Origin of the sequence: Kluyvera sp. EC_51, assembly GCF_019584505.1 — a bacterium.
GTDB classification, from domain to species: domain Bacteria; phylum Pseudomonadota; class Gammaproteobacteria; order Enterobacterales; family Enterobacteriaceae; genus Kluyvera; species Kluyvera sichuanensis.
The window spans coordinates 88,627-112,167 of sequence record NZ_VDAG01000042.1 but is presented as its reverse complement, the minus strand read 5'-3'; the positions used below and the strand labels follow the sequence as shown (position 1 = coordinate 112,167).

At 52.5% G+C, this 23,541-nt stretch carries 17 protein-coding genes and 4 pseudogenes; 11 read left to right on the top strand and 10 right to left on the bottom strand.

The window, feature by feature from the left end; all coding sequences use genetic code 11:
* Window positions 1-137: 137 nt before the first annotated feature.
* From FHC49_RS11345 to FHC49_RS11335, 3 genes are all read right to left on the bottom strand, one after another.
* Window positions 138-1,127, bottom strand: a complete 990-nt coding sequence (locus FHC49_RS11345; RefSeq protein WP_220439799.1) for an aldo/keto reductase — start codon at window positions 1,125-1,127, stop codon at window positions 138-140.
* A 19-nt stretch (window positions 1,128-1,146) separates the two neighbouring features.
* Complete coding sequence (locus tag FHC49_RS11340) at window positions 1,147-1,998, bottom strand: aldo/keto reductase (protein ID WP_220439798.1); 852 nt, start codon at window positions 1,996-1,998, stop codon at window positions 1,147-1,149.
* A 132-nt stretch (window positions 1,999-2,130) separates the two neighbouring features.
* Window positions 2,131-4,269, bottom strand: a complete 2,139-nt coding sequence (locus FHC49_RS11335; RefSeq protein ID WP_255581341.1) for a bifunctional diguanylate cyclase/phosphodiesterase — start codon at window positions 4,267-4,269, stop codon at window positions 2,131-2,133.
* Window positions 4,270-4,634: 365 nt separating this feature from the next.
* On the opposite strand from FHC49_RS11335, the gene FHC49_RS11330 reads away from it, so the two are divergent.
* From FHC49_RS11330 to FHC49_RS11315, 4 genes and pseudogenes are all read left to right on the top strand, one after another.
* A complete protein-coding gene (locus tag FHC49_RS11330) occupies window positions 4,635-5,804 on the top strand; it encodes a methyl-accepting chemotaxis protein (RefSeq protein ID WP_185666082.1) in 1,170 nt (389 codons plus the stop codon).
* Window positions 5,805-5,949: 145 nt separating this feature from the next.
* Window positions 5,950-6,408 (top strand): annotated as a pseudogene (locus FHC49_RS11325) (phage tail protein).
* Window positions 6,401-6,634: pseudogene (locus FHC49_RS11320) on the top strand (phage virion morphogenesis protein); the annotation flags it as partial. The pseudogenes FHC49_RS11325 and FHC49_RS11320, both read left to right, overlap by 8 nt.
* Window positions 6,633-6,968: pseudogene (locus FHC49_RS11315) on the top strand (phage baseplate assembly protein V); the annotation flags it as partial. The pseudogenes FHC49_RS11320 and FHC49_RS11315, both read left to right, overlap by 2 nt.
* Window positions 6,969-7,238: 270 nt before the next feature.
* Here FHC49_RS11315 and FHC49_RS11310 read toward each other — a convergent pair.
* Window positions 7,239-8,225: an SMEK domain-containing protein gene (locus FHC49_RS11310; protein WP_220439797.1), complete on the bottom strand. Its 987-nt coding sequence runs from the start codon at window positions 8,223-8,225 to the stop codon at window positions 7,239-7,241.
* 782 nt (window positions 8,226-9,007) lie between these two features.
* Here FHC49_RS11310 and zntB point away from each other — a divergent pair.
* A complete protein-coding gene (gene zntB, locus FHC49_RS11305) occupies window positions 9,008-9,991 on the top strand; it encodes a zinc transporter ZntB (protein WP_220439796.1) in 984 nt (327 codons plus the stop codon).
* Between the two features lie 333 nt (window positions 9,992-10,324).
* Window positions 10,325-11,698, top strand: a complete 1,374-nt coding sequence (dbpA, locus tag FHC49_RS11300) for an ATP-dependent RNA helicase DbpA (protein WP_220439795.1) — start codon at window positions 10,325-10,327, stop codon at window positions 11,696-11,698.
* Window positions 11,699-11,746: 48 nt separating this feature from the next.
* On the opposite strand, the gene ttcA is transcribed toward dbpA, so the two are convergent.
* The 3 genes and pseudogenes from ttcA to FHC49_RS11290 form a co-directional block, all read right to left on the bottom strand.
* Entirely contained in the window at window positions 11,747-12,682 is a 936-nt protein-coding gene (ttcA, locus tag FHC49_RS11295; RefSeq protein ID WP_185666085.1) for a tRNA 2-thiocytidine(32) synthetase TtcA, read from the bottom strand.
* A 46-nt stretch (window positions 12,683-12,728) separates the two neighbouring features.
* Window positions 12,729-12,859 (bottom strand): annotated as a pseudogene (locus FHC49_RS24705) (site-specific integrase); the annotation flags it as partial.
* A 264-nt stretch (window positions 12,860-13,123) separates the two neighbouring features.
* Complete coding sequence (locus tag FHC49_RS11290) at window positions 13,124-13,816, bottom strand: outer membrane protein (RefSeq protein WP_185666086.1); 693 nt, start codon at window positions 13,814-13,816, stop codon at window positions 13,124-13,126.
* 381 nt (window positions 13,817-14,197) lie between these two features.
* On the opposite strand from FHC49_RS11290, the gene FHC49_RS11285 reads away from it, so the two are divergent.
* Window positions 14,198-14,896, top strand: coding sequence for an RluA family pseudouridine synthase (locus FHC49_RS11285; RefSeq protein WP_220439794.1), 699 nt, complete (start codon window positions 14,198-14,200; stop codon window positions 14,894-14,896).
* 51 nt (window positions 14,897-14,947) lie between these two features.
* Here the strand turns inward: FHC49_RS11285 and FHC49_RS11280 are convergent, their stop codons facing one another.
* The gene (locus tag FHC49_RS11280) at window positions 14,948-15,487 is read right to left on the bottom strand and encodes a DUF2058 domain-containing protein (protein WP_185666088.1); all 540 of its coding nucleotides are present in this window, start codon (window positions 15,485-15,487) and stop codon (window positions 14,948-14,950) included.
* A gap of 227 nt (window positions 15,488-15,714) precedes the next feature.
* Between FHC49_RS11280 and FHC49_RS11275 the strand changes: the two genes are divergently transcribed.
* Genes FHC49_RS11275 through FHC49_RS11265 form a run of 3 tightly spaced genes read left to right on the top strand, consistent with a single transcriptional unit; the run spans window position 15,715 to window position 17,475 of the window.
* Complete coding sequence (locus FHC49_RS11275) at window positions 15,715-16,860, top strand: transglutaminase-like domain-containing protein (protein WP_185666089.1); 1,146 nt, start codon at window positions 15,715-15,717, stop codon at window positions 16,858-16,860.
* Window positions 16,838-17,194: a hypothetical protein gene (locus FHC49_RS11270; RefSeq protein ID WP_185666090.1), complete on the top strand. Its 357-nt coding sequence runs from the start codon at window positions 16,838-16,840 to the stop codon at window positions 17,192-17,194. The genes FHC49_RS11275 and FHC49_RS11270 overlap by 23 nt, the downstream gene beginning before the upstream one ends.
* Window positions 17,191-17,475: a heavy-metal-associated domain-containing protein gene (locus FHC49_RS11265; RefSeq protein ID WP_220439793.1), complete on the top strand. Its 285-nt coding sequence runs from the start codon at window positions 17,191-17,193 to the stop codon at window positions 17,473-17,475. The genes FHC49_RS11270 and FHC49_RS11265 overlap by 4 nt, the downstream gene beginning before the upstream one ends.
* 57 nt (window positions 17,476-17,532) lie before the next feature.
* On the opposite strand, the gene ompC is transcribed toward FHC49_RS11265, so the two are convergent.
* Both ompC and nifJ read right to left on the bottom strand, forming a co-directional pair.
* On the bottom strand, window positions 17,533-18,681 hold the full coding sequence (gene ompC / locus FHC49_RS11260) for a porin OmpC (RefSeq protein WP_220439792.1): 1,149 nt from the start codon (window positions 18,679-18,681) through the stop codon (window positions 17,533-17,535).
* A gap of 754 nt (window positions 18,682-19,435) precedes the next feature.
* Entirely contained in the window at window positions 19,436-22,963 is a 3,528-nt protein-coding gene (nifJ, locus tag FHC49_RS11255; RefSeq protein ID WP_220439791.1) for a pyruvate:ferredoxin (flavodoxin) oxidoreductase, read from the bottom strand.
* A gap of 308 nt (window positions 22,964-23,271) precedes the next feature.
* Between nifJ and FHC49_RS11250 the strand changes: the two genes are divergently transcribed.
* Window positions 23,272-23,538: a DUF333 domain-containing protein gene (locus tag FHC49_RS11250; RefSeq protein ID WP_220439790.1), complete on the top strand. Its 267-nt coding sequence runs from the start codon at window positions 23,272-23,274 to the stop codon at window positions 23,536-23,538.
* Window positions 23,539-23,541 lie beyond the last annotated feature (3 nt).

Below are 23,541 nucleotides of genomic sequence, written 5' to 3'. Positions count from 1 at the left end.
AACGGTATAACGCTTGCTTACTATGACCGGAAAAGCCGTAGTATTATCCGGATAGACTAGGAAAGTGTTACCTATGTTCCCGGTCTGAAGTGTTACCTATGTATCCGGTCGTACAATCGCGACGCCGGGAGGGTCAATCAGCGCCCAACGCGAGCCTGGATGGACGCCGGATAACGGTCACCCACAATCTTAATCGCATCCAGCGCCTGGGTGATTTTCTGCAGGTCGTTTGCCGCGAGTACAATCTCTGCCGCACCCAGATTCTCTTCCAGACGGTGTAACTTGGTGGTGCCCGGAATCGGCGCAATCCACGGTTTCTGCGCCAGCAGCCACGCGAGGGCAATCTGTGCCGGGGTAATTCCGCGCTCGGCGGCCAGGTCAGACAGCACGGTCAGCAACTGGGCGTTTGCTTCGCGGGCCTCAGCCTGGAAGCGCGGCACTTTACTGCGGAAATCATCGCTACCAAAGGCGGTGTCGGTGGTGATGGCACCGGTCAGGAAGCCTTTACCCAGCGGGCTGAACGGCACAAAACCGATGCCCAACTCTTCCAGCAGCGGAATAATTTCCCGCTCTGGCTCACGCCACCACATGGAGTATTCGCTTTGCAGTGCGGCAACGGGTTGGACGGCATGGGCGCGGCGAATGGTTTGCGCGCCGGCTTCAGACAGGCCAAAGTGTTTCACCTTGCCTTCGGCGATCAGGTCTTTCACTACGCCCGCTACGTCTTCGATTGGCACTTCCGGGTCCACGCGGTGTTGGTAGAGCAGATCAATAACGTCGGTTTTTAAGCGCTTAAGCGAGCCTTCAACCGCCTGGCGGATATGTTCCGGGCGGCTGTTTAAAATCTGCTGCTTGTTGTCATCGCCAAAAGTAAAACCGAATTTGGTGGCGATCACCACGCGATCGCGAAACGGCTTCAGCGCTTCGCCGACCACCTCTTCATTCAGATAAGGGCCGTACACTTCTGCGGTATCAAAAAAGGTCACGCCGCGTTCAACGGCGGCACGGATAAGCTCAATCGCCTGGCGGGTATCGGTTGCCGGGCCGTAGCCGTAGCTCAGGCCCATGCAGCCCAGACCGAGTGCGGACACTTTCAGGCCAGATTGGCCAAGAGTTCTCTGTTGCATTGAAGGATCCTTAATCACGTTAAACGTCGAGTTTACGGGCCGCCAGCCACTCAACGATGGCCGGGTCACGATGAGAGAAAAAGGCGCTGGTGGCGGTATCCAGCGCGGCAATGCGCAACATGTCGTCAGCGCTCAGCGCAAAGTCGTTGATGGCAAAATTTTCGACCATACGTTCCTTACGCACCGATTTCGCGAGCGATACGATGCCGCGCTGGAGCAGCCAGCGCAGGACGACCTGGCCCACGCTTTTGCCATATTTATTGCCGATAGCCGTCAGCACCGGATGCGCAAATAGGCCGTTGCGCCCTTCGGCAAACGGTGCCCAGGCTTCCGGCTGAATGCTGCGGCTCTGCATCCACGGCGTGGCGTGAAGCTGCTGGTTGAACGGGTTGACTTCGACCTGGTTAACAGCGGGTGCTATGCGGTTGAAGGCCATCAGGTCGGCCAGTCGGTCTGGCTGGAAGTTACTGACCCCAATAGCGCGAATTTTTCCCGCCTCATGCAGTTCCTCCATGGCTCGCCACGCGCCGTGGACGTCGCCGAAGGGCTGATGGATAAGATAGAGGTCAACGTAGTCAAGCTGCAGGCGGTTCAACGAGCGCTCGAACTGTGCTTTCGCCCCTTCATAGCTGGTGCCTTGCAGCCATAGTTTGGTGGTGATAAACAGCGCATCACGGGCAATACCGCTCTGCTTCAGGGCGTTGCCTACCTGGGTTTCATTCTGGTAGGAGGCGGCGGTATCAATTAAACGGTAGCCGGTCTCGAGGGCATCCAGCACCGCGCGTTCACATTCGGCAGCATCGGTCATCTGGTAGACACCGAAGCCCTGTAGCGGCATCGCAATGCCGTTGTTCAGTTGTACTGTTTGCATGGGGTTATCCTTCTTCTGAGTAGAAGAAGGATAGCGCGTGGGGATTTATTTGATTAGAGGGGGGAATTTACTAATGGTAATGATCAAAATTCATTAATAAGCCAGCAATCGGCGTAAACCGATCGCCAGACTTCAAGCCTGCCGTTTCTTCCCGGACGAAATATCCCGCCTCAGCGCCGCGGGCGCATTCGGGTCGCCGGTCAGCGGCAGGTTACTCAGCATCACCTCAATATCCTCAGCCGGCACCGGGTCGGAGAACCAGAAGCCCTGCAGCGCATCACAGCCCAACCCGCTGAGGATGCGCTGTTGCTCCTGCGTTTCCACACCTTCGGCAACGACGTCCATATTCATTGAGTGAGCGATGTTAATGATGGTCGAGACGATTTTGACGTGCTTACTGTTTTCTCGCATGTCTTTCATAAAGCTCTTGTCGATTTTCAGCTCTCCGGCGGGGAGATCCTGAAGCGCTAGCATGTTGGAATAACCCACGCCGAAGTTATCGATGGAGATGGTGATGCCGATGCGGCAGAAGTCGTTGAAAATCTGCACGCTGCGGTCAAAGCCGTGTAACGCGGTGGTTTCTGCCAGTTCAATCGTTAAGCGGGTTGGGGAGACGCGATGGCGCACCAGCGCTTCGCACACCCGTTCGTAAAAGTTCTGCTGCTCAAACTGCACCGGCGAGATATTCAGCGATACCGTCCAGTCGTCGTGCCCGGCAATGCTCCACTTATGCAACTGCTGGCTTGCTTGCTCCACTATCCAGTTGCCCACCGGGACAATGAGCCCGGTGTTTTGCAGCGTGGGTAGGAATACGTCGGGCAGCAGGATACCTTTTTTCGGGTGTCGCCAGCGCAGCAGCGCTTCAAAGCCGTAAATACGCTGTTCTTTGACGTGATACTTAGGTTGATACCACAGTTCAAACTGGCCGCGATCCAGCGCCTGAGTCAGATCCTGCAGGAAGTGTGCTCCTTGCCAGGTACTGTCGAGCATCGATTCATGGTAGAAAACCCAGCCGTTACGGCCATTGTGCTTCACGTGATACATCGCAGTATCCGCCGAGAGTTTCAGTTCCTGCGGCGTTTCTCCGTGGCCTGGATAGAGGCTTATTCCCACGCTGAGTGAAATCTGTAGGATCTGCCCGGAGTGGTAGAACGGGCGGCGGACGCTCTCCACCAGGCGGGTGCAAATATCGGTGATTTCCGCTTCAGTGCAGTTTGGCGCGAGCAGGATAAACTCGTCACCGCCGATACGTGCGAGCGTCATTTTGGGATTGAGGCAGGCGCTCATGCGGTTGGCGACGGAGACCAGCAGATTATCACCAACGTGATGACCCCAGGCGTCGTTAATCAGCTTAAAGCGGTCGAGATCCATCAGCACCAGCGCAAACGTGCTGCCCGCCAGGCGGGATTGATGCAGGCAGGCCAGCAGACGCATATCAATCTGGCTGCGGTTGGCTAGCCCGGTCAGGCCATCAAAGCGCGCTTGTTGCTCCAACTGTTGGTTAAGGCGCTGCAGGTTTTCCGTCAACCGGGCGGTACGCACCTGCGAGTCGACCATCGAAATCATCAGCATCAGCCCGAGCAGCAGCAGGGTGGTCACCGACACCCAGATCGAGAGCCCCTCTTCGCTGACCATCGCGTCGTGGCCCATCATCATATGGCCGTGGCCGGTAAAGGTGGCGGCGCTCATGCCGGTGTAGTGCATGGCGGCAATGGCGATACCCATGGCGAACGCCGCGCCGACGCGGGTCAACAGCACGCCTTTACTGTTGAGACGCAGGCTGAAGGCCAGCCACAGGCCCACGCAGGAGGCCACGATAGCAATGACCACCGAGGCGATAATCAGCGGAATGCTCCAGACGATATCATCGTGGGCCATCAATGCCGCCATGCCCACGTAGTGCATGGTGACGACGCCAGAGCTGAGCAGGGCGGTGGCAATGCAGAGGCGTTTTAACGACAGCGTGTTACCTGCAACCGCGATATTAATCGCTAATGAAGAGGCAATAATGGCTACCAGCAGAGAAATAACCGTGAGCTCAAGGTGATAGCTCATTGGCATCGGCATTTTCATCGCCAGCATGCCGATAAAATGCATTGACCAAATACCAATACCCAGCGTCGCGCCGCCGGTAATGCGCCAGAAGATAGCGGCTTTTTTATTAGACGCAGCAATTTTTGCAGCACTATCAAGCGCAACGAAAGACGCAATGAAGGCCACCAAAAATGAAATACCGACCAGTATCGGGTCCCACGAAGCATGCAGCATCATGTAATCCATACCTTTTCATAAAGGGGGTTTAATTAATCTATCAGTAAATTCCGAATTTTACACAGCGAAATAGCAATAACCTGTGACTCTTTTTACTGAATTGAACTCGATTAAGTACGGCTAAAACTTGATGAAATGCCAATGAATGTTAAGTGTTGCTTTTTTATATAATTCTTATTTTATCACTGCTTAAGTGTTTCATTAGTCGTTGAGATTGTTGATTTTACTTAAGGTGGCGTAATTGTCTGGTAAAAGTGAAACTGGCACTGCTAACAATTAAACTCCTTATAAACATGGAAATAATCTGGAAAATACCCCTTGTGGTGATATAACAAAATGACACAACAGGTGTTGGGGAAAAGATTATGTTTAAAAACATTAGCGTCCGAACGTTTATCCTGGTATTTATTCTGGCGGTTTTCCTTATTGTAGATGTGATCTGCTTAATATTATCAAAGAATATATTCTTGCATTTAGCCATTAACCTGGTTTGGGTAGTGGCGCTGGCGTCGCTCTGGCTTTATATGACCAAATATCTTGTTACGCCGATTAACGCCGTAAAGCGCAGCATTGATGAAGTTAATGATGGTAATTTATCGGTGCGTATTCCGATATTTGGTAATAACTGTGCCGGGCGCTTAATTCCGGGTATCAATAGCTTATCGAATAATATCTCCACGCTGGTGGCGGAGATTCGTTCTTCGTCCGATACGGCGATGACGTTGTCTGAACAGCTGGCAAACCGCAGCGCGGAACTGGCGGTGAAGACCGAGCAGCAGTCCGCTACGCTGATGCATACCGCCTCCAGCATGGAAGAGATCGGCGCTGGTACTAAGAACAATGCCGAGCACACCCGTCTGGCAAGCGAGCGGGCGGGTGAAGCTACCCGATGCGCCCGTAAAGGCGGGGAGTTGATGGGGGAGGTGGCAACGAACATGCAGTCGATCACCGACTGTGCGCGACAGATGACGGAAATCATTGCCATGATTGATGGGATTGCTTTCCAGACGAATATTCTGGCGCTGAACGCGGCGGTAGAAGCGGCGAGGGCAGGCGACCACGGTAAAGGGTTCTCGGTAGTGGCCGGTGAGGTGCGGAATCTGGCGCACCGCAGCGCCGAGGCGGCGAAGAGCATTAAGACCTTAATTAGCGTCACCAGCGATAACGTGACGCAGGGCGCGAATATTGTCGCCGAGGCTGAGCGGAATATGCAGGATATCGTGAGCGGTTCCGGCGAGCTGAACAGTCTGATGGAACAGATTGCCGTGTCGACCGCCGAGCAGGAGAAAGGTATCGATCAGATAACGCTGGCGCTGACGGAGCTGGAAACTGTAACGCAGAGTAACGGGATGGTGGTGGAGGAGCTGGCGCGGTCGTCTGATATTCTGAAAAATCAGGTTATCGACCTGCAGTCACGGACGCAAAACTTCCGTATCGGAGATGAGCCGCGGAAGCTGGAGGCCGCGCCGGGAGCGGCGGTGCTTAAACCAGCGGTGGCCGGGAGCCATGATAAGGATTTTTGGCAGTCGTTTTAGCGTTTGACGAAGGTTTGCCTTTGTCTCAATTGGCCCGGGTAAGACGATGGTTTCGTTTGCTGTACCGGGCCAGTATCCGCGCACCAAAACCATTCTCTTCTGCGCAATGCAGACCTTATAGCTTGTGCAGCTACGGGTAAACTCGATGAAGAAAGCACACAGCCTGCGCAAGGCGTTAACTGACGCTGTCCTGCAGTTAAAAACAAACCCAGAAATGATGCGCATCTTTGCCGATGAGGGGAATATCGATGCGCGGCTCGCGGCCTCGCTGTCCCACGAGAAAATTTACACACTGAATGTGAATGTGTGTGACTTTGTGGGTGATCCCCGATTTAATATTCGTGCCGGTGGCCGCATGGCTGCGTGAGAATCAGCCGGATATCTGCACGCTCGATGACGGCCGCAAAAAGGACTACCGTTTCCAGATGGATTTGAACGACGAGGACAGTGTCGACATTAGCATCAGCCTGCAGCTCACCGAGCGTACCCTCATCAAAGAGGAAAACGTGTCAGCTATGTCCCTGAGCCTCCGTTGCCTGAGCCCGTGACACGACCAAAAGAGTTCTATATTAACGGCGAACTGGTGAGCAAATGGGATGAGTGACTTTAAGCCTTTTGACAACCAGCTCTCCTGGCTGCTTGCTGACATGTCACCCGTAGGGCGTCGCAAGCTTGCCGGTGACATTGCAAAGGAGCTGCGCAAGTCATAACAGCAACGGATTAAACGGAAAAAAGCCCCGGACGGCTCACCGTATCAGGCGCGCAAACATCTGCCTCTCAGGGATAAGACCGGGCGGATTAAACGGGCGATGTTCCAGAAGTTGCGAACCCTCGGTCGGTGAGCAGGTGTTATTACTGGCCATCGGCGGAGAGCTCGATACGGCCTTTGTACTGCCGGACATTTTCTTGGATGACCATCCCGCGTCGTCAGTCTCGTCCGATACGATTCACATCGCCTTTCCTGACGGGGCGGTTATCGAGTACGAACCCGAAAGCGGGGCGCTCACCGTGTCTGGTATCAAAACCGCCGACGTCACCGTGTCGGATTCAATTACGGCCACTGTGCCGGTGGTACTGGTGAAAGCCTCGACCCGTACCACGCTCGACACACCCGAAGTGAAGAAAGGCGGGAAGATGACCGGCGACATCGAGCACACCGGCGGAAAACGTTTGTCACCACTGAAACGATAGAGCGCTTTATCGTTTCTCCGGAGGTAGTAGTGCCAGCGGCACCTCACCCGACAGCATCAGGTCAGCAACAAATCCACTGGCAGTAACTAAATACGAGTCCTGCTAACACAGGGCTTAATTATAAGATATGTTTTATTCCCTTCTAATAAAACCCGTGCTTTTTAATCTAAAGACACCTCATTAGACATTTATAATATATTGGGTGGTTCAACTATTCGATAAATGAAAAATCACAGTTAACTATTAATTTTTCAAGGTTGTGTAGTTGGGATGTTTTTTTATAAAAATAGAGAGAGCTGAGAAGTAATCGAAATCATCATATTTTCCTTTTTTAAAGTAAATACCAAAGACGGGAGTCTCTAAATTATAATCCTCTTCATCGTAATAAGCCATGTTCATATGTATGAGGGAGTCTATAATTTCCCATATGGCTGATTTTTCACCTTGGCTTTTGCCGCTGTAAATTATACTTTTAGATATTTTACACGTTTCAATATATTTTCCGTTATCATTCTTTATTGTGTGTTCTAAAACCCTAAAGAGAAACCAGCGTTGTTCTTCATTAAGTTGAGATATTGTGTTTTTTAATAGTATTAAATCGTCTCTAATATCTCCCATTGTAATATCAGCATACTCGTAGATGAGGTCTATTCCATTGGCGTTAATAAACTTATCAATGTTTATGTTAGGATTAACGCTGGCTATCTGAGTTGGTTTTAATATAGAAGTATTCCTTCCCGGGAAGTAAACCCCAAACTCTTTTTCACATATATTGTATAAGTAATCAAATTCAGGACTGGGTTTTTCGCAAATGGATTTTGCAAGGTCGGATAAATTTCTTACATGAGTTACGAATCCTTTTTTTGTATGATGTTGTATGGGATCGTTAGAAATTATTAACATCCAAACTTCATTGTATATATAGTGCAAGTCATGTTTCACTAACATATCCATGGTTTTGACGAATTTATCTTTTGAACCGTCGGAAGTGACCTGAATAGCTAAACCGTTACTGATATCGCCTAAGTCAACAGCAGGATGATTATGTTTTTCAATATTTAAGTTTTTTAAAGATAAACTATATGTTTTGTTAAGTATGTGGATTAACACAGACTCGAGTGTTTTATTTATATCAAAAAGTCCTTGTTTGCTATTGAATGTTATGACAGTGCTTAGTAAAGAAAAAGCAAACGTTATATTGTTATTCTGAATCTGACGATTGAGCATCATTCTTGTCCTTATAAGAAGAGGTTTAACTTACAGACGTTTTTTTACCTTAACAGCGTAATGATTTTATTAAAAGATTATTTGTTATAATCGCTTGCGCTAAATCCCTCTAACCTAAATTCGATGAAACTAAGAGCAACTAAGCTAAAGTGCTTCGCGAGGATATTAGATGATTAATTTCATATGCTTTCCACTCTATAAAATATATGCACGTTACAATTGGGAAGTCAAGAACAGGCTCCCCACTGACAGACGACCGTACATCAAATACTATTTATATAAGCCCCACTTTTGCGGGGCTTATCGTATCATTAATGTGGTCAATAAGTGGTCGCGAGGTGAAATAAATCCTTTTATTCCAACATGTTGAAGTGTTCAAAAAAAAGCTCCTGAGGGAGCTTTTATTCATTTCACCATTTTAGCCTGTCCCACATGCCCGTGGCGCTCTGTTAGCAGCAAGGAGTGACTCGCTTTCAGCCATTTACCGGGGCTAATCTGCTTCCATCCCTGGCTTATCAGATAGTTAACGTCCTCGGCTTGGTTTTTTCCTGCTTTTACTCGTTGGGCAAGTTCGCATACTTTCATCTTGTCCATTCGCATCGTGAAAAAAGATTACCGACTCACCACATCGCAGAGGCTATCGGTTACCCTGGTGTTTTACTAGACGGTTTGCCGCTGAGGCTGTTCCTTTTCTGAACCATTTCAGCGCGATGCCTCGCCCACATATTGCTTAACAAACGCAGATGGCTAGACTAACAGGATAAATAGTTCTGACCGGAGGCGAAGTGGAAGCCATAAAGGGATCTGATCTCAACGTACCTGATGCGGTATTCGCGTGGATGCTCGACGGGCAGGGCGGCGTAAGGCCCCTGACCGATGATGAAACCGTCAGCAAAGAGAACCCGTGCTGGCTACACATGAACTACACCCACCCCGACAGCGCGCAATGGCTGGCGACAACGCCGCTGTTGCCCAACACGGTGCGCGACGCGCTCTCCGGCGAAAGCTTACGCCCGCGCGTCAGCCGTTTAGGCGAAGGGACGCTGATCACGCTGCGCTGCATCAATGGCAGCACTGACGAACGCCCTGACCAACTCGTAGCAATGCGGCTCTATATAGATGAACGCATGATCGTCTCCACGCGGCAGCGAAAAGTGCTGGCGCTGGATGATGTGGTTAGCGACCTTCAGGACGGCAGCGGGCCGACGGACTGCGGTTCCTGGCTGGTGGATGTCTGCGACGCGCTGACCGACCATGCCAGTGAATTTATCGAACAGTTGCACGACAAGATTATCGATCTGGAAGATAGTCTTCTGGAGCAGGAGGTGCCACCACGTGGCTTCCTGGCGCTGCTGCGTAAACAGCTGATTGTGATGCGTCGCTATATGGCACCGCAACGGGATGTCTATGCCCGACTCTCCAGCGAACGTCTATCGTGGATGACCGACGACCAGCGCCGTCGGATGCAGGATATTGCCGATCGCCTGGGGCGCGGGTTGGATGAGATTGATGGCTGCATTGCGCGGACGGCGGTGATGACCGATGAAATTGCGCAGATGATGCAGGAGTCACTCTCGCGCCGCACCTACACCATGTCGCTGATGGCGATGGTCTTTTTACCCAGCACGTTCCTGACCGGGCTGTTTGGGGTCAACCTTGGGGGTATTCCCGGCGGCGGATCGCATCTGGGCTTCTCCCTCTTCTGTATTATGCTGGTAGTACTCATTGGTGGTGTTACGTGGTGGTTACATCGCAGTAAATGGTTGTAAAAAGTCACCTTTTTTATTCCATTAAGCGCCAATAACACGACTTAATTTGAGCGAGGTCAATAAACCAGCACCCCAATCGAGGCAATATCGTTCCTGCAGGTGAATGCAACGTCAAGCGATGGGCGTTGCGCTCCATATTGTCTTACTTCCTTTTTTTGAATTACTGCATAGCACAATTGATTCGTACGACGCCGGCTTAGAATAGTCGGCTTTTTTTTATCTTTTTTTCCGCTACCTTGGCTACACTCGTTGATTAGTTGTCGCATCACGCGGCGAGATCTGCGAGGATACGCGCCTGCTGAACGTCAGCCCCTAATTCGTGAGAACTACACCGTGACCGCTTTTGCCTCCCTGAACATCCTGCCCGCTTCCCAGCTCGAAAATCTCAATGACCTGGGCTATCTCTCAATGACCCCGGTACAGGCGGCCTCGCTGCCGGCCATCCTTGCGGGAAAGGACGTGCGGGTGCAGGCAAAAACCGGCAGCGGTAAAACGGCTGCATTTGGTCTTGGCCTGCTTCAGCACGTGGACGCAGGTCTCTATCAGACCCAATCGCTGGTGCTGTGCCCCACCCGTGAGCTGGCCGACCAGGTCGCCGGTGAGATTCGTCGCCTGGCCCGTTATCTGCCGAACATTAAAGTGCTGACGCTGTGCGGCGGCCAGCCGTTTGGCGCACAGCGCGACTCTTTGCAGCATGCGCCACATATTATTGTAGCGACGCCGGGCCGTCTGCTTGACCACCTACAAAAGGGCACTGTCTCTCTGGATGCGCTGCAAACGCTGGTGATGGACGAAGCGGACCGGATGCTCGATATGGGATTCAGTGATGCTATCGATGAAGTTATTCGCTTTGCACCAGCGTCTCGTCAGACGCTGCTGTTCTCCGCCACATGGCCGGAAGCAATAGCCGCCATCAGCGGCCGCGTGCAGCGTTCGCCGGAAACCATCGAAATTGATTCTGTGGACGCGTTGCCTGCCGTTGAACAGCAGTTCTTCGATGTGCCGCGTCACGGTAAAATCGCGCTGTTGCAGCAACTGCTGAGCCAGCATCAGCCTGCGTCCTGCGTGGTGTTCTGTAACACCAAAAAAGATTGTCAGGCTGTCTTTGAGGAACTGAATGCCGCGGGTCAGAGCACCATCGTGCTGCACGGTGACCTCGAACAACGCGACCGCGACCAGACGCTGGTGCGCTTTGCTAACGGCAGCGCCCGTATCCTGGTCGCAACCGACGTTGCCGCTCGCGGTCTGGATATTAAATCGCTGGCGATGGTCGTGAACTACGAGTTAGCGTGGGATCCGGAAGTGCACGTACACCGCATTGGCCGTACCGCGCGTGCCGGTAACAGCGGGCTGGCCATCAGCTTCTGCGCGCCAGAAGAGGCGCAGCGCGCCAATATTCTCGCCGAAATGCTGCAAATTAAACTCAACTGGGTCGCTGAGCCGGGTAAGGCGCGTATCGTGCCGCTGGAGCCAGAAATGATGACCTTGTGCATCGACGGCGGTAAGAAAGCTAAAATGCGTGCGGGCGATGTGCTGGGTGCGTTAACCGGTGATGTTGGGCTGGTTGGCGCAGATATCGGTAAAATCGACGTTCATCCGGCACACGTTTACGTGGCGGTACGCGAAGGCGTGGCGCATCAGGCGTGGAAACTGCTGCAGAAAGGGAAAATCAAAGGCAAGGCTTGCCGAGTGCGTCTGCTGAAATAACCGCAGAATAACGCGTCTCAGGTGCGGACCTGAGACGCGATAAGCAGATTACTTCACTTCGACGACGTTCAGACGCAGCTCATCCAGCTGCCCATCTTCTTCTTCCGGCTGCCAGCCTACTGGCTGTAACGGAATCTCTTCCCGATCAAACGCCAGATCGCCGCCGTCAATCACTTCACCGCCGTGGGTCAGACCTTTGAAATCGAACAGGTTGATATCGCTCAGGTGCGATGGCACCACGTTCTGCATGGCGCTAAACATGGTCTCGATGCGGCCCGGATAGCGTTTATCCCAGTCGCGCAGCATATCCGCAATCACCTGACGCTGCAGGTTCGGCTGCGAACCGCACAGGTTGCATGGGATGATTGGGAAGCCTTTCGCTTCAGAGAAACGCTCAATATCTTTTTCGCGGCAATACGCCAGCGGGCGAATAACAATATGCTTGCCGTCGTCGCTCATCAGTTTCGGCGGCATGCCTTTCATTTTGCCGCCGTAGAACATGTTCAAGAACAGCGTCTGCAGGATGTCGTCACGGTGGTGGCCGAGCGCGATCTTGGTTGCACCCAACTCCGTGGCGGTGCGGTAAAGAATGCCGCGACGCAGGCGCGAGCAGAGCGAGCAGGTGGTTTTCCCTTCCGGGATCTTCTCTTTAACGATGCCGTAAGTATTCTCTTCGACAATCTTGTACTCCACGCCCAGTTTCTCCAGATACTCTGGCAGAATGTGCTCCGGGAAACCCGGCTGTTTCTGGTCGAGGTTGACCGCGACTAGGCTGAAGCTGATCGGGGCGCTCTGCTGCAGGTTGCGCAGAATTTCCAGCATGGTGTAGCTGTCTTTACCGCCGGACAGGCAGACCATAATGCGGTCGCCGTCTTCAATCATGTTGAAGTCAGCGATGGCTTCGCCCACGTTGCGGCGCAGACGCTTCTGCAATTTGTTCAGATTGTATTTTTCTTTTTGGCTAATTTCTTGATTTTGTTGCATTTAATGGTTACTCAAAAATCTAAATGGAAGTTCAGGCCAAACACAGCGTCTTCCCGTCCATTTGATTTGCGATAAAAGACCTGTCTCGCGCTGACCGGTCAATAGCGAATCAGCGAATGTGTGGCGTGTATGGTACGGATTACGGCGACGAATGTCAGCACGTTTTACTGCTGCGTGCTATCTAATCGGGGCGAGGGCCTGTGTGGCTAAGCGAGAGGTGGGGTCTATCAAGGGTAGAAATGCATCAGTAAATGCGTCGTGCAAAGTAAAAGGCCCATTAAAAATAATGGGCCTGACAGGTAACATTATCGACAGCATTATTATGTGGATGAAATTTATCAGCCGCGACAAATTGTCATCCAAAATAATGAAACATGCTAATGTTACGCTGTTATAAAACGCTAACGGCCATGAGGTAAATAAACCTCCTGGTGGTCAATATCAGAAGAGATAGTTAACGTTCAGTGTGGTGGTGCTGTATGACGTGTTGAAGTTACGAGAACCATAATCTGCATAGTTAGGATCGTGCAGATAAACGGAAGACGTTCCTAAGTCAACGTAAGTATATTCAATACCCGCAGATAAATTCTGAGTGACGCGATATTGAATACCGGCACCAACGTTCATACCAGCAGAGATGTTTGACGCGTTGGTGTTGAATTCGTTTCCACAACCATTTGTCTTCGTCACGTTACCTTTATGGCAGCCCATGGTAAAATCTTCTTTCGCGACGGTGACGCCAACTTTTACGTATGGCAGGACACGGTCAAAGGCGTAACCCATCAGGAGATCGACAGAACCGTTCTGTTTGATATCAATGGAACCATCGTATGCGTCATACTTATCATGGTCGCTGTTTTTGAAAGCGTCGCCCATGTCAGACAGGTTCAGGTTTGCCGCCACGCCCAGCACGATATTATTATCGAACTGCCAGTTATGGCCGACCTGAATACCACCGACCACGCCGTCGATTGAATCACCCCAGGAGGTTGAATTCCCTTCATCGCGACTGTGGCCTGAACCATAACCGAGATTACCCCCTGCATAAAAACCAGTCCATTGATCAAGTTGATTTGACGCTGCAAAAGTAGAACAAGAAATCATTAATGCAGAGACAAGTAATGCACGTTTCATTTTAATACCTATGAATGAAGTAAATTGATCAAGCACGTGTATTATTCCCGTGCTGGCTTTGAATGCAATTTATAATTTCGGTTGAATTTGTTTTTAATTAATAGTGAATGTAACGAAAAAGGATAATGGCATAGTAACTATATGCCTCTATAATTTTATTGGTTTGGGTGATGATTTCTGTTGTTGATGTATATAATAATATCCATTTGTTCAGGCGTATTAGGCCAAATGGTATAAAGGACGTGCGCCAGCATATTAATAAAATCATAACTGGCTGCTTGGATAACATGCTTCTCCAGCTGGTATTCCCCGAAACAACCGATTCGCCAGAGGGAGAGAATTTCGCTATGATCCTCACTCCTTCGCAATACTGGTCGCCTGATGTCTACGATTGTTGATACTTTTATCGCTCCACCGTGTTCCGCCGAGATAGAAATCCTCTATGAAGATGCGCATTTGCTACTTATCAATAAGCCCAGCGGGTTGCTGAGCCTATCGGGTAAGAATCCGCAGAACTTCGATTCAGTACACTATCGGCTGGTAAAGGATTTTCCCGGCTGTACGTTGGTTCACCGTCTTGATTTTGGCACCTCCGGGCTCATGGTGGTGGCACGTAACAAAGAGATGAATGCCGCGCTGTGTCAGCAGTTCAGCCAGCGTAGCGTGACTAAGGTATACAGTGCGTTGCTGTGCGGCCATCTTGAAGATGACGAAGGGATTATTGACGCGGCGATTGCTAAGGATCCGGCGCGGTTTCCGCGCATGACAATTTGCCCGCAGCAGGGAAAACCGGCACGGTCACATTACCGGGTTGAAGCGCGTTTTTTCCAGCAGGGGAAAGAGGGAACTCAGTTGCCGCTGACGCGAGTCTCGTTAACACCGGAAACCGGGCGCACGCATCAGTTGCGTATACACTGCCAGCAACTGGGTCATCCGATTTTAGGTTGTGATCTGTACGGCGGGCTACTGATGTCCGGTGCCGAAGGGACACCGAGACTGATGCTGCACGCCAGCGAGCTGAATTTTGTTCATCCCGTCAGTGGTGAAGCGGTCAATGTGCGTCATGCTAGCCCATTTTAGACATTAAAAAAGCCCGTGAGGGCTTTTGGTAAGACGTAGGCGGGGGGATGTTTACCACATCAGATCGTCAGGGATTTTGAAATCAGCGTACGGATCGTCTTCATCCTGCACTTCCTGGCTTAGGGCGCTGTGCAGAACAATGCTGCTGGCATCGCGCTGGGCGATTTTTTCCGCCACGACCGCCGGGATAATCGCGTATTCGCTCTCACCGTTGCTCTGGGTTGCCAGACGCGCGATGGCGAGACGCCCGTTAATCAACTGGGTCTGCGTCAGCTTATCGACGGTGATTTTTTTGATGATGCTGCCGTCGGTAAAGTTAAAGCTAATATCGCCGCGGCCCGGCATGACGCGGTTCATTTCAATCAGCTGTTTAACCTGCGCTTTATACTCTTTGGATAACACGGCCTGTTTTTGCTGCTCGCTAAGCAATTTATCGCGCTCAAGCTGCGCCTTTTTATTCTCTTCGACCGCTTCTCTTGCCTCACGAGCCTGAACGCGCGATTTTTTCGCCGTACGCTGAACTTTGGCCACTTTTTTACTGGAGACTAATCCCGCTTTTAGCATCTGCTCTTGTAAGGTAAGTTTTGTCATTTTCGCTTCTGAATAGGATGAATAATGGCGAGGATTATACCCGCAATTTTTGTCACGATGCCAGATTATAGGTCTCGAGTGGCGCATTGTCCGTCGTCCGCTTGGCATTTCGCGCCTTTAATGCCCTGTTATTCATTGTGGTGATGAATGCGTAGCCGCATAATAGCGGCCAACCTCCGCAGGTGCGGGGTTAAGCGCCAGCTTTTTCTGGTGATGAAGGAAACACAATGGAAAGGCGTAACTTTCTGAAAGGTGCCGCGGCACTCTCCACCCTTGGGCTGGTGAGCCCGGTTTTTGCTAAAACCGAAGCCGTCGCAAAGCCTGCCGTCTCGTCTTCCGGCAAATCACGCCGTTTCGTGATGACCCAGACCTACAGCCTTAAGGCCCCACAGGGCTCTTCCGGCAAGGTCAATTTGTGGATCCCCATCCCGGAAGATACCGCCTTCCAGCAGCTGCTTGATCTCTCCTTTAGCGGCAACTATCAAAGCGCTACCCTCAACGCCAATAACCGCTACGGGGCGAAAGTCCTGTTTGTGACCTGGCCTGCCTCCAGCGGCCCGTTGGAAATTAAGGTCGACATGGAGATTGAAACCCGCGATTGGGAAGTGCTGAAAGAAAACCGTCTTGCCGACTGGCAATTGCCGGTGGAAGGCGCGGTGATCCCTGACGAGATCAAACCGTTCCTGCAGGCAACCCCTCATATTCCCGTTGATGGTCTGGTCAAAGAGACTGCGCTGAAAATTATCGGCAGCGAAAAGGCGCCGCTGAAGCAGGCGCGTCTGATTCATGACTGGGTGAGCACGCATATGCACCGTGATGATGCGGTGATTGGCTGCGGTACCGGTGACGTGGGTGAGATCCTGAAAACCGGTAAGCTTGGCGGTAAATGCACCGACATCAACTCGGTATTCGTGGCGCTGTGCCGCGCGGTCGGGATCCCGGCGCGTGAAATGTTCGGTATTCGCCTGGGCGCGAGCCGCAAGCTCGACGGCTACTCTAAAAAAGCCTTCGGCAGCGCCGATGCGCAGGGCGTGGCAAAAGTCAGCGGCGGCCAACACTGCCGCGCGATGTTCTGGCTGGCCGGCTTCGGCTGGATGCCTGCCGACCCGGCGGACGTCACCAAAATGCGTCTGACCGAGAAAAAAGAGAACGGCGACCCGGCGGTGACGGCGGTGAACGACTATCTGTTCGGCAACTGGGAGATGAACTGGGTGGGCTTCAACCACGCGCGTGATTTTGCGCTGTCGCCAGCGGCAGAGCAGGGTGACGTTAACAACCTGGGCTACCCGTACGCCGAGGTGGATGGCGATCCGCTGAACTTCTACGATCCTGCGGCATTTAGCTACGACTATGTCAGCGTCGAACAGCATTAAGGGCGGCGTCCTGACGCTACTGGCGGCGATCGTTGCCGCCGGTGCCTCGACCCTGTGCTGCATTGGGCCGCTGCTGTATCTGCTGTTTGGTATCTCGGCAGCGGGGCTGGTGGGTATTCCTGGCGCCTCCTGGCTGCAGTTCCCAATGATCGTCGTCGCGGTAGGGCTGATGGCGCGGGGGTTCTGGCGTTTGCATTTGTCGCCGAAACCGGTATGCGTCAACGTGGTGAGCCGTCGGGTGCTGGTGTGGCTCTATTGGCTGTCGGTACCGCTGGTACTGGCGCTTATCACCTATCCTTATGTTCTGCCCTGGATTTGGGAGTGGATGGAATGAAAAAAGCAGTATGTCTGGCGTTGATGCTCTTTACGCCGCTGGGCTGGGCCACCGATAAGCTGGTGACCATTGATATCGGCGAGATGAACTGCCCGCTGTGCGTGATTTCAATTAATCAGGCGCTACGTACGACCGATGGGGTGATTAAGGCGAAAGCGTCGCTGAAAACGCGTCAGGCGGAGGTGGTGGTGCCGGAGAATTTTGATAACCAACAGCTGCTGGCGGCGATAGCCAAAACCGGGTTTAAGGGCGAGATTCACGGAGAAAGCGCGGTGCAGTGATGCTGTGCTGGCTGATAAAAGAGAAAACCCGCTGTTGCCAGCGGGTTTTTTGTTGCATTAGAACTGGTAAACCAGGCCTACGCCAACGATGTTGTCGGTAGAGATACCGTTTTCCTGATAGAAGGAATCGTTGCCGTCCAGCAGGTTGATTTTGTAATCAACGTAGGTGGACATGTTTTTGTTGAAGTAGTAGGTTGCGCCCAGATCCAGGTATTTAACCAGATCTTTGTCGCCAACAGAGTTGGAGCTAACGTTAGCGTTAGTAGTGGTGCCGTACAGATCTTTACCTTTGGACTGCAGGTAAGAAATTGCTGGACGCAGACCGAAGTCGAACTGGTACTGTGCGGTAACTTCAAAGTTCTGGGTTTTGTTTGCTACGCCATCATTACCGTACGGGGTCATGTTGTTGGTTTCAGCATACATGGTTGCCAGGTAGATGTTGTTAGCGTCGTATTTCAGACCCAGAGTCCATGCGTCAGCTTTATCGCCTTTAGCATTCGTGCCATCGATCTGATCGTTAGTACGATCAGAAGTTGCATACGCAGCAGAAGCGCTTACGCCCATACCTAAATCGTATGAGGTAGAAACACCGAAACCGTCGCCATTATCGTAGCGCACATCACTATCACCGACATTGCCGCGGTTGTTGGTCCCAACATCATCGGTGCCTTTGCTTTCGTTTTTGCCCTGATACTGCAGAGCAAAGTTCAGGCCATCAACCAGACCGAAGAAGTCATTGTTACGGTAGGTCGCAACACCGTTAGCACGACCAGTCATGAAGTTGTCAGCATTGGTATAGGTATCGCCGCCAAACTCTGGCAGCATATCGGTCCAGCCTTCCACGTCGTACAGCACGCCGTAGTTACGACCGTAGTCGAATGAGCCGTAGTCGCCGAATTTCAGGCCAGCAAATGCCAGACGGGTCCAGTTGTTAGCGCCGTCACCTTCAGAAGAGTTTGCCTGAACGTTGTATTCCCACTGACCGTAGCCAGTCAGCATATCGTTAATCTGAGTTTCGCCTTTAAAGCCAAAACGGACGTAGGTCTGATCACCGTCTTTTTTGGAATCGCTGGAGAAATAGTGCAGACCATCTACCTTGCCATACATGTCTAATTTGTTGCCGTCTTTGTTATAAATTTCTGCGGCATGAGCTGCGCCTGCTGCTAACAGCGCAGGGATAACGAGGGCCAGTACTTTTCTGTTCATTGAAATTATTCCTTTAGTATTTTTATTCGCGCACTTCCACTCAAATGGAGGAAGTAAGGCAATGCTAAAGGAGACCTATCGGAGATGGTAAATAACATTTGTTACAACATAAGTAAAATCTAAAGAATATAATTCCCATGAAACGATGATAATTCTCATGAATATTTATCATTGAAACATATAAAATAAAAATTATACAAAGAATATTCGCTGCCGTAAGCTATCTCCGTTATATGCCTTTTTGTCACACAACGTATTTAAGTTGCCGTGTGTCATTTCATTTATTCGTCACTCTCAAATGACAAGCCCGAATTGCTATTCGGGCTTTTTTTATTGCCTTGTTTTTATGTGTGTTTTACGGTGTGGTGGCGTTTGCCTGTCGGTCGTTGAGTCTATCCTATCTACACCCGCATTAGGTCATTATCGCCCTATTCGATAGTCAGTTTTTATAGATAATAAGCACAGGGTAGACGGACGTAATGCTACATATTTGACGCGTTAAGAAGCGGCTGAAAGTAGATAATAACGCGATGGCTGAATACGTTTCTCACACCGGGTGACGGAAATTTGGCCATGCGAGATTAAATAGTGTGATCGATAGCATAAAACTAAATGTTTCTGTCATTCCTGCATTCGGTTCGGATTTACATGAAAAAATATAGTGATGCGCGGGAATAATCGTATTGGTCGAATTAACTACGTACCGGGCAAAAAAAACCGCCTTCATAAAGAAGGCGGCTGTCGATAACAATCGTTATTCCTGCGGCGTTGTCTTCTCAGCCTTTCCGGCCAGCTGTGCGAGGAAGTCGTAGCGCTTTTGCAGGTCCTCTGCCGCGTCTTTCCACAGCTGCTCGGCCACTTCCGGCTGCTGGCTGTTCAGGCGACGGAAGCGCTGCTCGTTCATCAGCGTTTCTGCCAGCGCGTCTGACGGTGGGCGAGAGTCCAGCGCCAGCGGGATTTTCCCTTCGTCAGCGCGACGCGGGTCGAAGCGGAACAGCGGCCAGAAGCCGGTAGCGGTAAGCTGACGCATCTGATCGTGGCTCAACGCCAGATCGTAGCCGTGCTCTTCACAAGGGCTGTAGGCGATGATCAGCGATGGGCCCGGATAAGACTCGGCTTCCTGAATGGCTTTCACCGTCTGGTTGAGCTGGGCGCCGAGTGAAATCTGCGCCACATAAACATGACCGTACATCATCATGCTGACGCCCAAATCTTTACGCGCTTTGCGCTTGCCGTGCTCGCCAAACTTGGTGACTGCGCCGAGCGGGGTCGCTTTAGAGGCCTGGCCGCCGGTGTTGGAGTAACACTGGGTATCCAGCACCAGAATATTGACGTTCTCGGTCAGGCTCATCACGTGATCCAGGCCGCCGAAGCCAATATCGTAGGCCCAGCCATCGCCGCCAATCAGCCAGATCGATTTCTCGACCAGTGCGTCGGCATCGGTCAGCAGCTCTTCAGCGCCCTCAACACCTTTCAGCGCGCTGCGCAGCTGTGAGACCTGTTCGCGACGGACATCCGGTGTGGCATCGGCGTGCAGCGCGTCGTTCAGCTCAGCCGGAATATGTTCGGCAAAACCGTCCAGCAGGCGCATCACGCGCTGACGATGCTGATCGACCGTCAAGCGGAAGCCCAGACCAAACTCGGCGTTATCTTCAAACAGCGAGTTGGCCCACGCCGGGCCGCGACCATTAGCATCGGTGGTGTACGGTGTGGAAGGCAGGTTGCCGCCGTAGATAGAAGAACAGCCGGTGGCGTTGGCAATCAGCATACGGTCGCCGTAAAGCTGGGTCAGCAGTTTGATATACGGCGTTTCACCGCAGCCGGAGCAGGCACCGGAGTATTCAAACAGCGGGGTAATCAGCTGCGAGGTACGAATATCGATACGTTCCAGCTTGCTACGATCGATTTCCGGCAGGTCGAGGAAGAAGTCATAGTTTACTTTCTCTTCTTCAACGTGCTCCAGGCGGGACATCATATTGATGGCCTTAATGCTTGGATCCTGACGATCTTTCGCCGGGCAGACTTCCACGCACAGGTTACAGCCGGTGCAGTCCTCAGGCGCCACCTGCAGGACGTATTTCTGGCCGCGCATATCGCGGGACTTCACGTCCAGAGAGTGCAGGGACGCCGGGGCGTTTTCCATCTCTTCCGGGGAGACCACTTTGGCACGAATCGCCGAGTGCGGGCAGGCCGCGACGCAGTGGTTACACTGGGTACAAAGATCCTCTTTCCAGATAGGGATCTCTTCGGCAATGTTGCGTTTCTCCCAGCGGGTGGTGCCTACCGGCCAGGTACCGTCTGGCGGCAGTGCGGAGACCGGCAGCGCATCGCCAAGCCCGGCGAGCATTGCGGCGGTCACGGTTTTGACGAAATCTGGAGCGGCGTCGGACACCACCGGCGGGCGGTTCGGGCTGGCGGCGTTAACCTGCTGTAGCGGCACTTCAAACAGCGACTCGCGCGCGAGCGCCAGCGCCTGCCAGTTACGCTCAACCAGATCCTGACCTTTGCTGCTGTAGCTTTTGGCGATGGCGTTTTGCAGTTCCATCAGCGCGCTGTCACCTGGCAGGATTTGCGTCAGATGGAAGAACGCCATCTGCATTACGGTATTAATACGCGCGGCGAGCCCGCATTCACGGGCGATTTTCGCCGCGTTAATCACGTAAAAGCGCGCTTTTTTCTGGTTCAGAACGGCCTGCACTTCCTGCGGCAGACGTCCCCACACTTCATCGGCGCTGTAAGGGGTGTTGAGCAGGAAAATACCGCCAGGCTTCAGGCGTTCGGCCATCTGGTATTTATCGATAAACTGCAGCTGGTGGCAGCCAACGAAATCGGCCTGCGCCACCAGATAGGCGGAACGAATGGGCGTGTCGCTCACGCGCAGGTGAGAAACCGTCAGGCCGCCGGCCTTTTTGGAGTCGTAGACGAAGTAACCCTGCGCAAACCACGGCGTCGAGTTACCGATGATCTTGATGTTGTTCTTGGTGGCTGAGACGCTACCGTCACTACCAAGCCCGTAGAACAGCGCTTCCAGACGCGCGCGCGACGGCAGCGTGTTTTCCGGCAGCGGCAGGGAGAGGTTAGTAACATCGTCGTAAATGCCGACGGTGAAGCGCGGTTTTGGCTTCGCTTCCGATAGCTCATTAAAGATAGCCAGCACGCAGTCCGGGCCAAACTCTTTTGACGACAGGCCGTAGCGGCCGCCAATCACGCGAGGTAAGGTTTCGCGCTCGCCCTGATTGAACCCTTCCGCCAGCGCGGTCATCACGTCGAGGTACAGCGGCTCGGCCAGTGCGCCAGGCTCTTTGGTGCGGTCGAGCACCGCCACGCTGCGCACGCTTTCCGGCAGCGCCTGCAATAAATGCTGCGCGGAGAACGGACGATAGAGGCGCACTTTCAGCACGCCGACTTTCTCGCCGCGGGTCAGCAGTTCATCCACCACCTCTTCACAGGTACCGATGGCGGAGCCCATGATGACAATCACGCGCTCGGCCTGCGGATGGCCGTAGTACTCGAACGGCTTGTAGTGGCGGCCAGTCGCGTCGGCGAAATCAGCCATCGCCTGCTCAACGTGGTCATATACCGCGTTGTACCACGGGTTAGTGGCTTCGCGAGACTGGAAGTAGGTGTCCGGGTTTGCGGAAGTCCCGCGAATCACCGGATGTTCTGGGTTCAACGCGCGGGCGCGGTGTGCGGTGATCTCATCCTGCGGCAGCAGGTCGCGAATGGTGTTATCCGACAGCGGCACGATTTTGTTGATTTCGTGCGAGGTGCGGAAACCGTCGAAGAAGTGAATAAACGGCACGCGGCTTTTCAGCGTGGCGATATGCGAAATCAGCGCAAAGTCCTGCGCTTCCTGAACGCTACCGGCACAGAGCATTGCGCAGCCGGTCTGGCGAATAGCCATGACGTCGGAGTGGTCGCCGAAAATCGACAGCGCATGGGTCGCGACGGTACGGGCCGCGACGTGCAGGACAAACGGGGTCAACTGACCGGCCAGTTTGTAGAGCGTTGGGATCATCAGCAGCAGACCCTGCGATGAGGTGAAAGAGGTCGACAGCGCGCCGGTTTGCAGCGCGCCGTGCACGGCGGCAATGGCGCCGGCTTCAGACTGCATTTCGACCACGCGCGGGACATCGCCCCACACGTTCTTAAGCCCATTCCCCGCCCATGCATCGGCCTGTTCGGCCATCGTTGAACTCGGCGTGATCGGGTAAATGGCGATGACTTCACTGGTTCGGAACGCTACTGAGGCGACCGCACCATTACCGTCAGTTGTGATCATTGGTTATGACACCTTACATTGCGCAGAAAAGTGGCCCACGGGCGTACCGAAGGCCGGAAATTTATCCTTAATAGACACATCGCTCTTGTCGATGATGTTAGGTGAAGTTTAGCAAACCCCGCGCTGAATCATTTTTGCTTTTGTGTCCTTGGGGCGCGTCTATATCAATGACGCGAATGTTTTTAGCCACAAAATTGCCAGAAAATGTTTCTAAGGTGCATAAATGCGCGCTTCCTCTCTCGACGAGTGCGGCTGCACTGCCTATGATGCATAGGTTTGTTCCTATTTTTGCGATTCGGAGGGAAGTGATGCGAGCTGCTTTTTTTGTCGGGTGTGCGGCGCTTTTATTATCCGCGTGTAGCAGTGAACCTGCCCAGCAGGCCACGGCGGCGCACGTAACGCCAGGGATGAGAGCGGCAATGTCCAGCTCAGGCGAAGCAAACTGCGCGATGATCGGTGGGTCACTCTCCGCCGCCCGCCAGCTGGATGGCTCCAGTATTGGCATGTGCGCGCTGCCAAACGGTAAGCGTTGCAGCGAACAATCTCTGGCGGCGGGAAGTTGCGGTAGCTATTGAGTG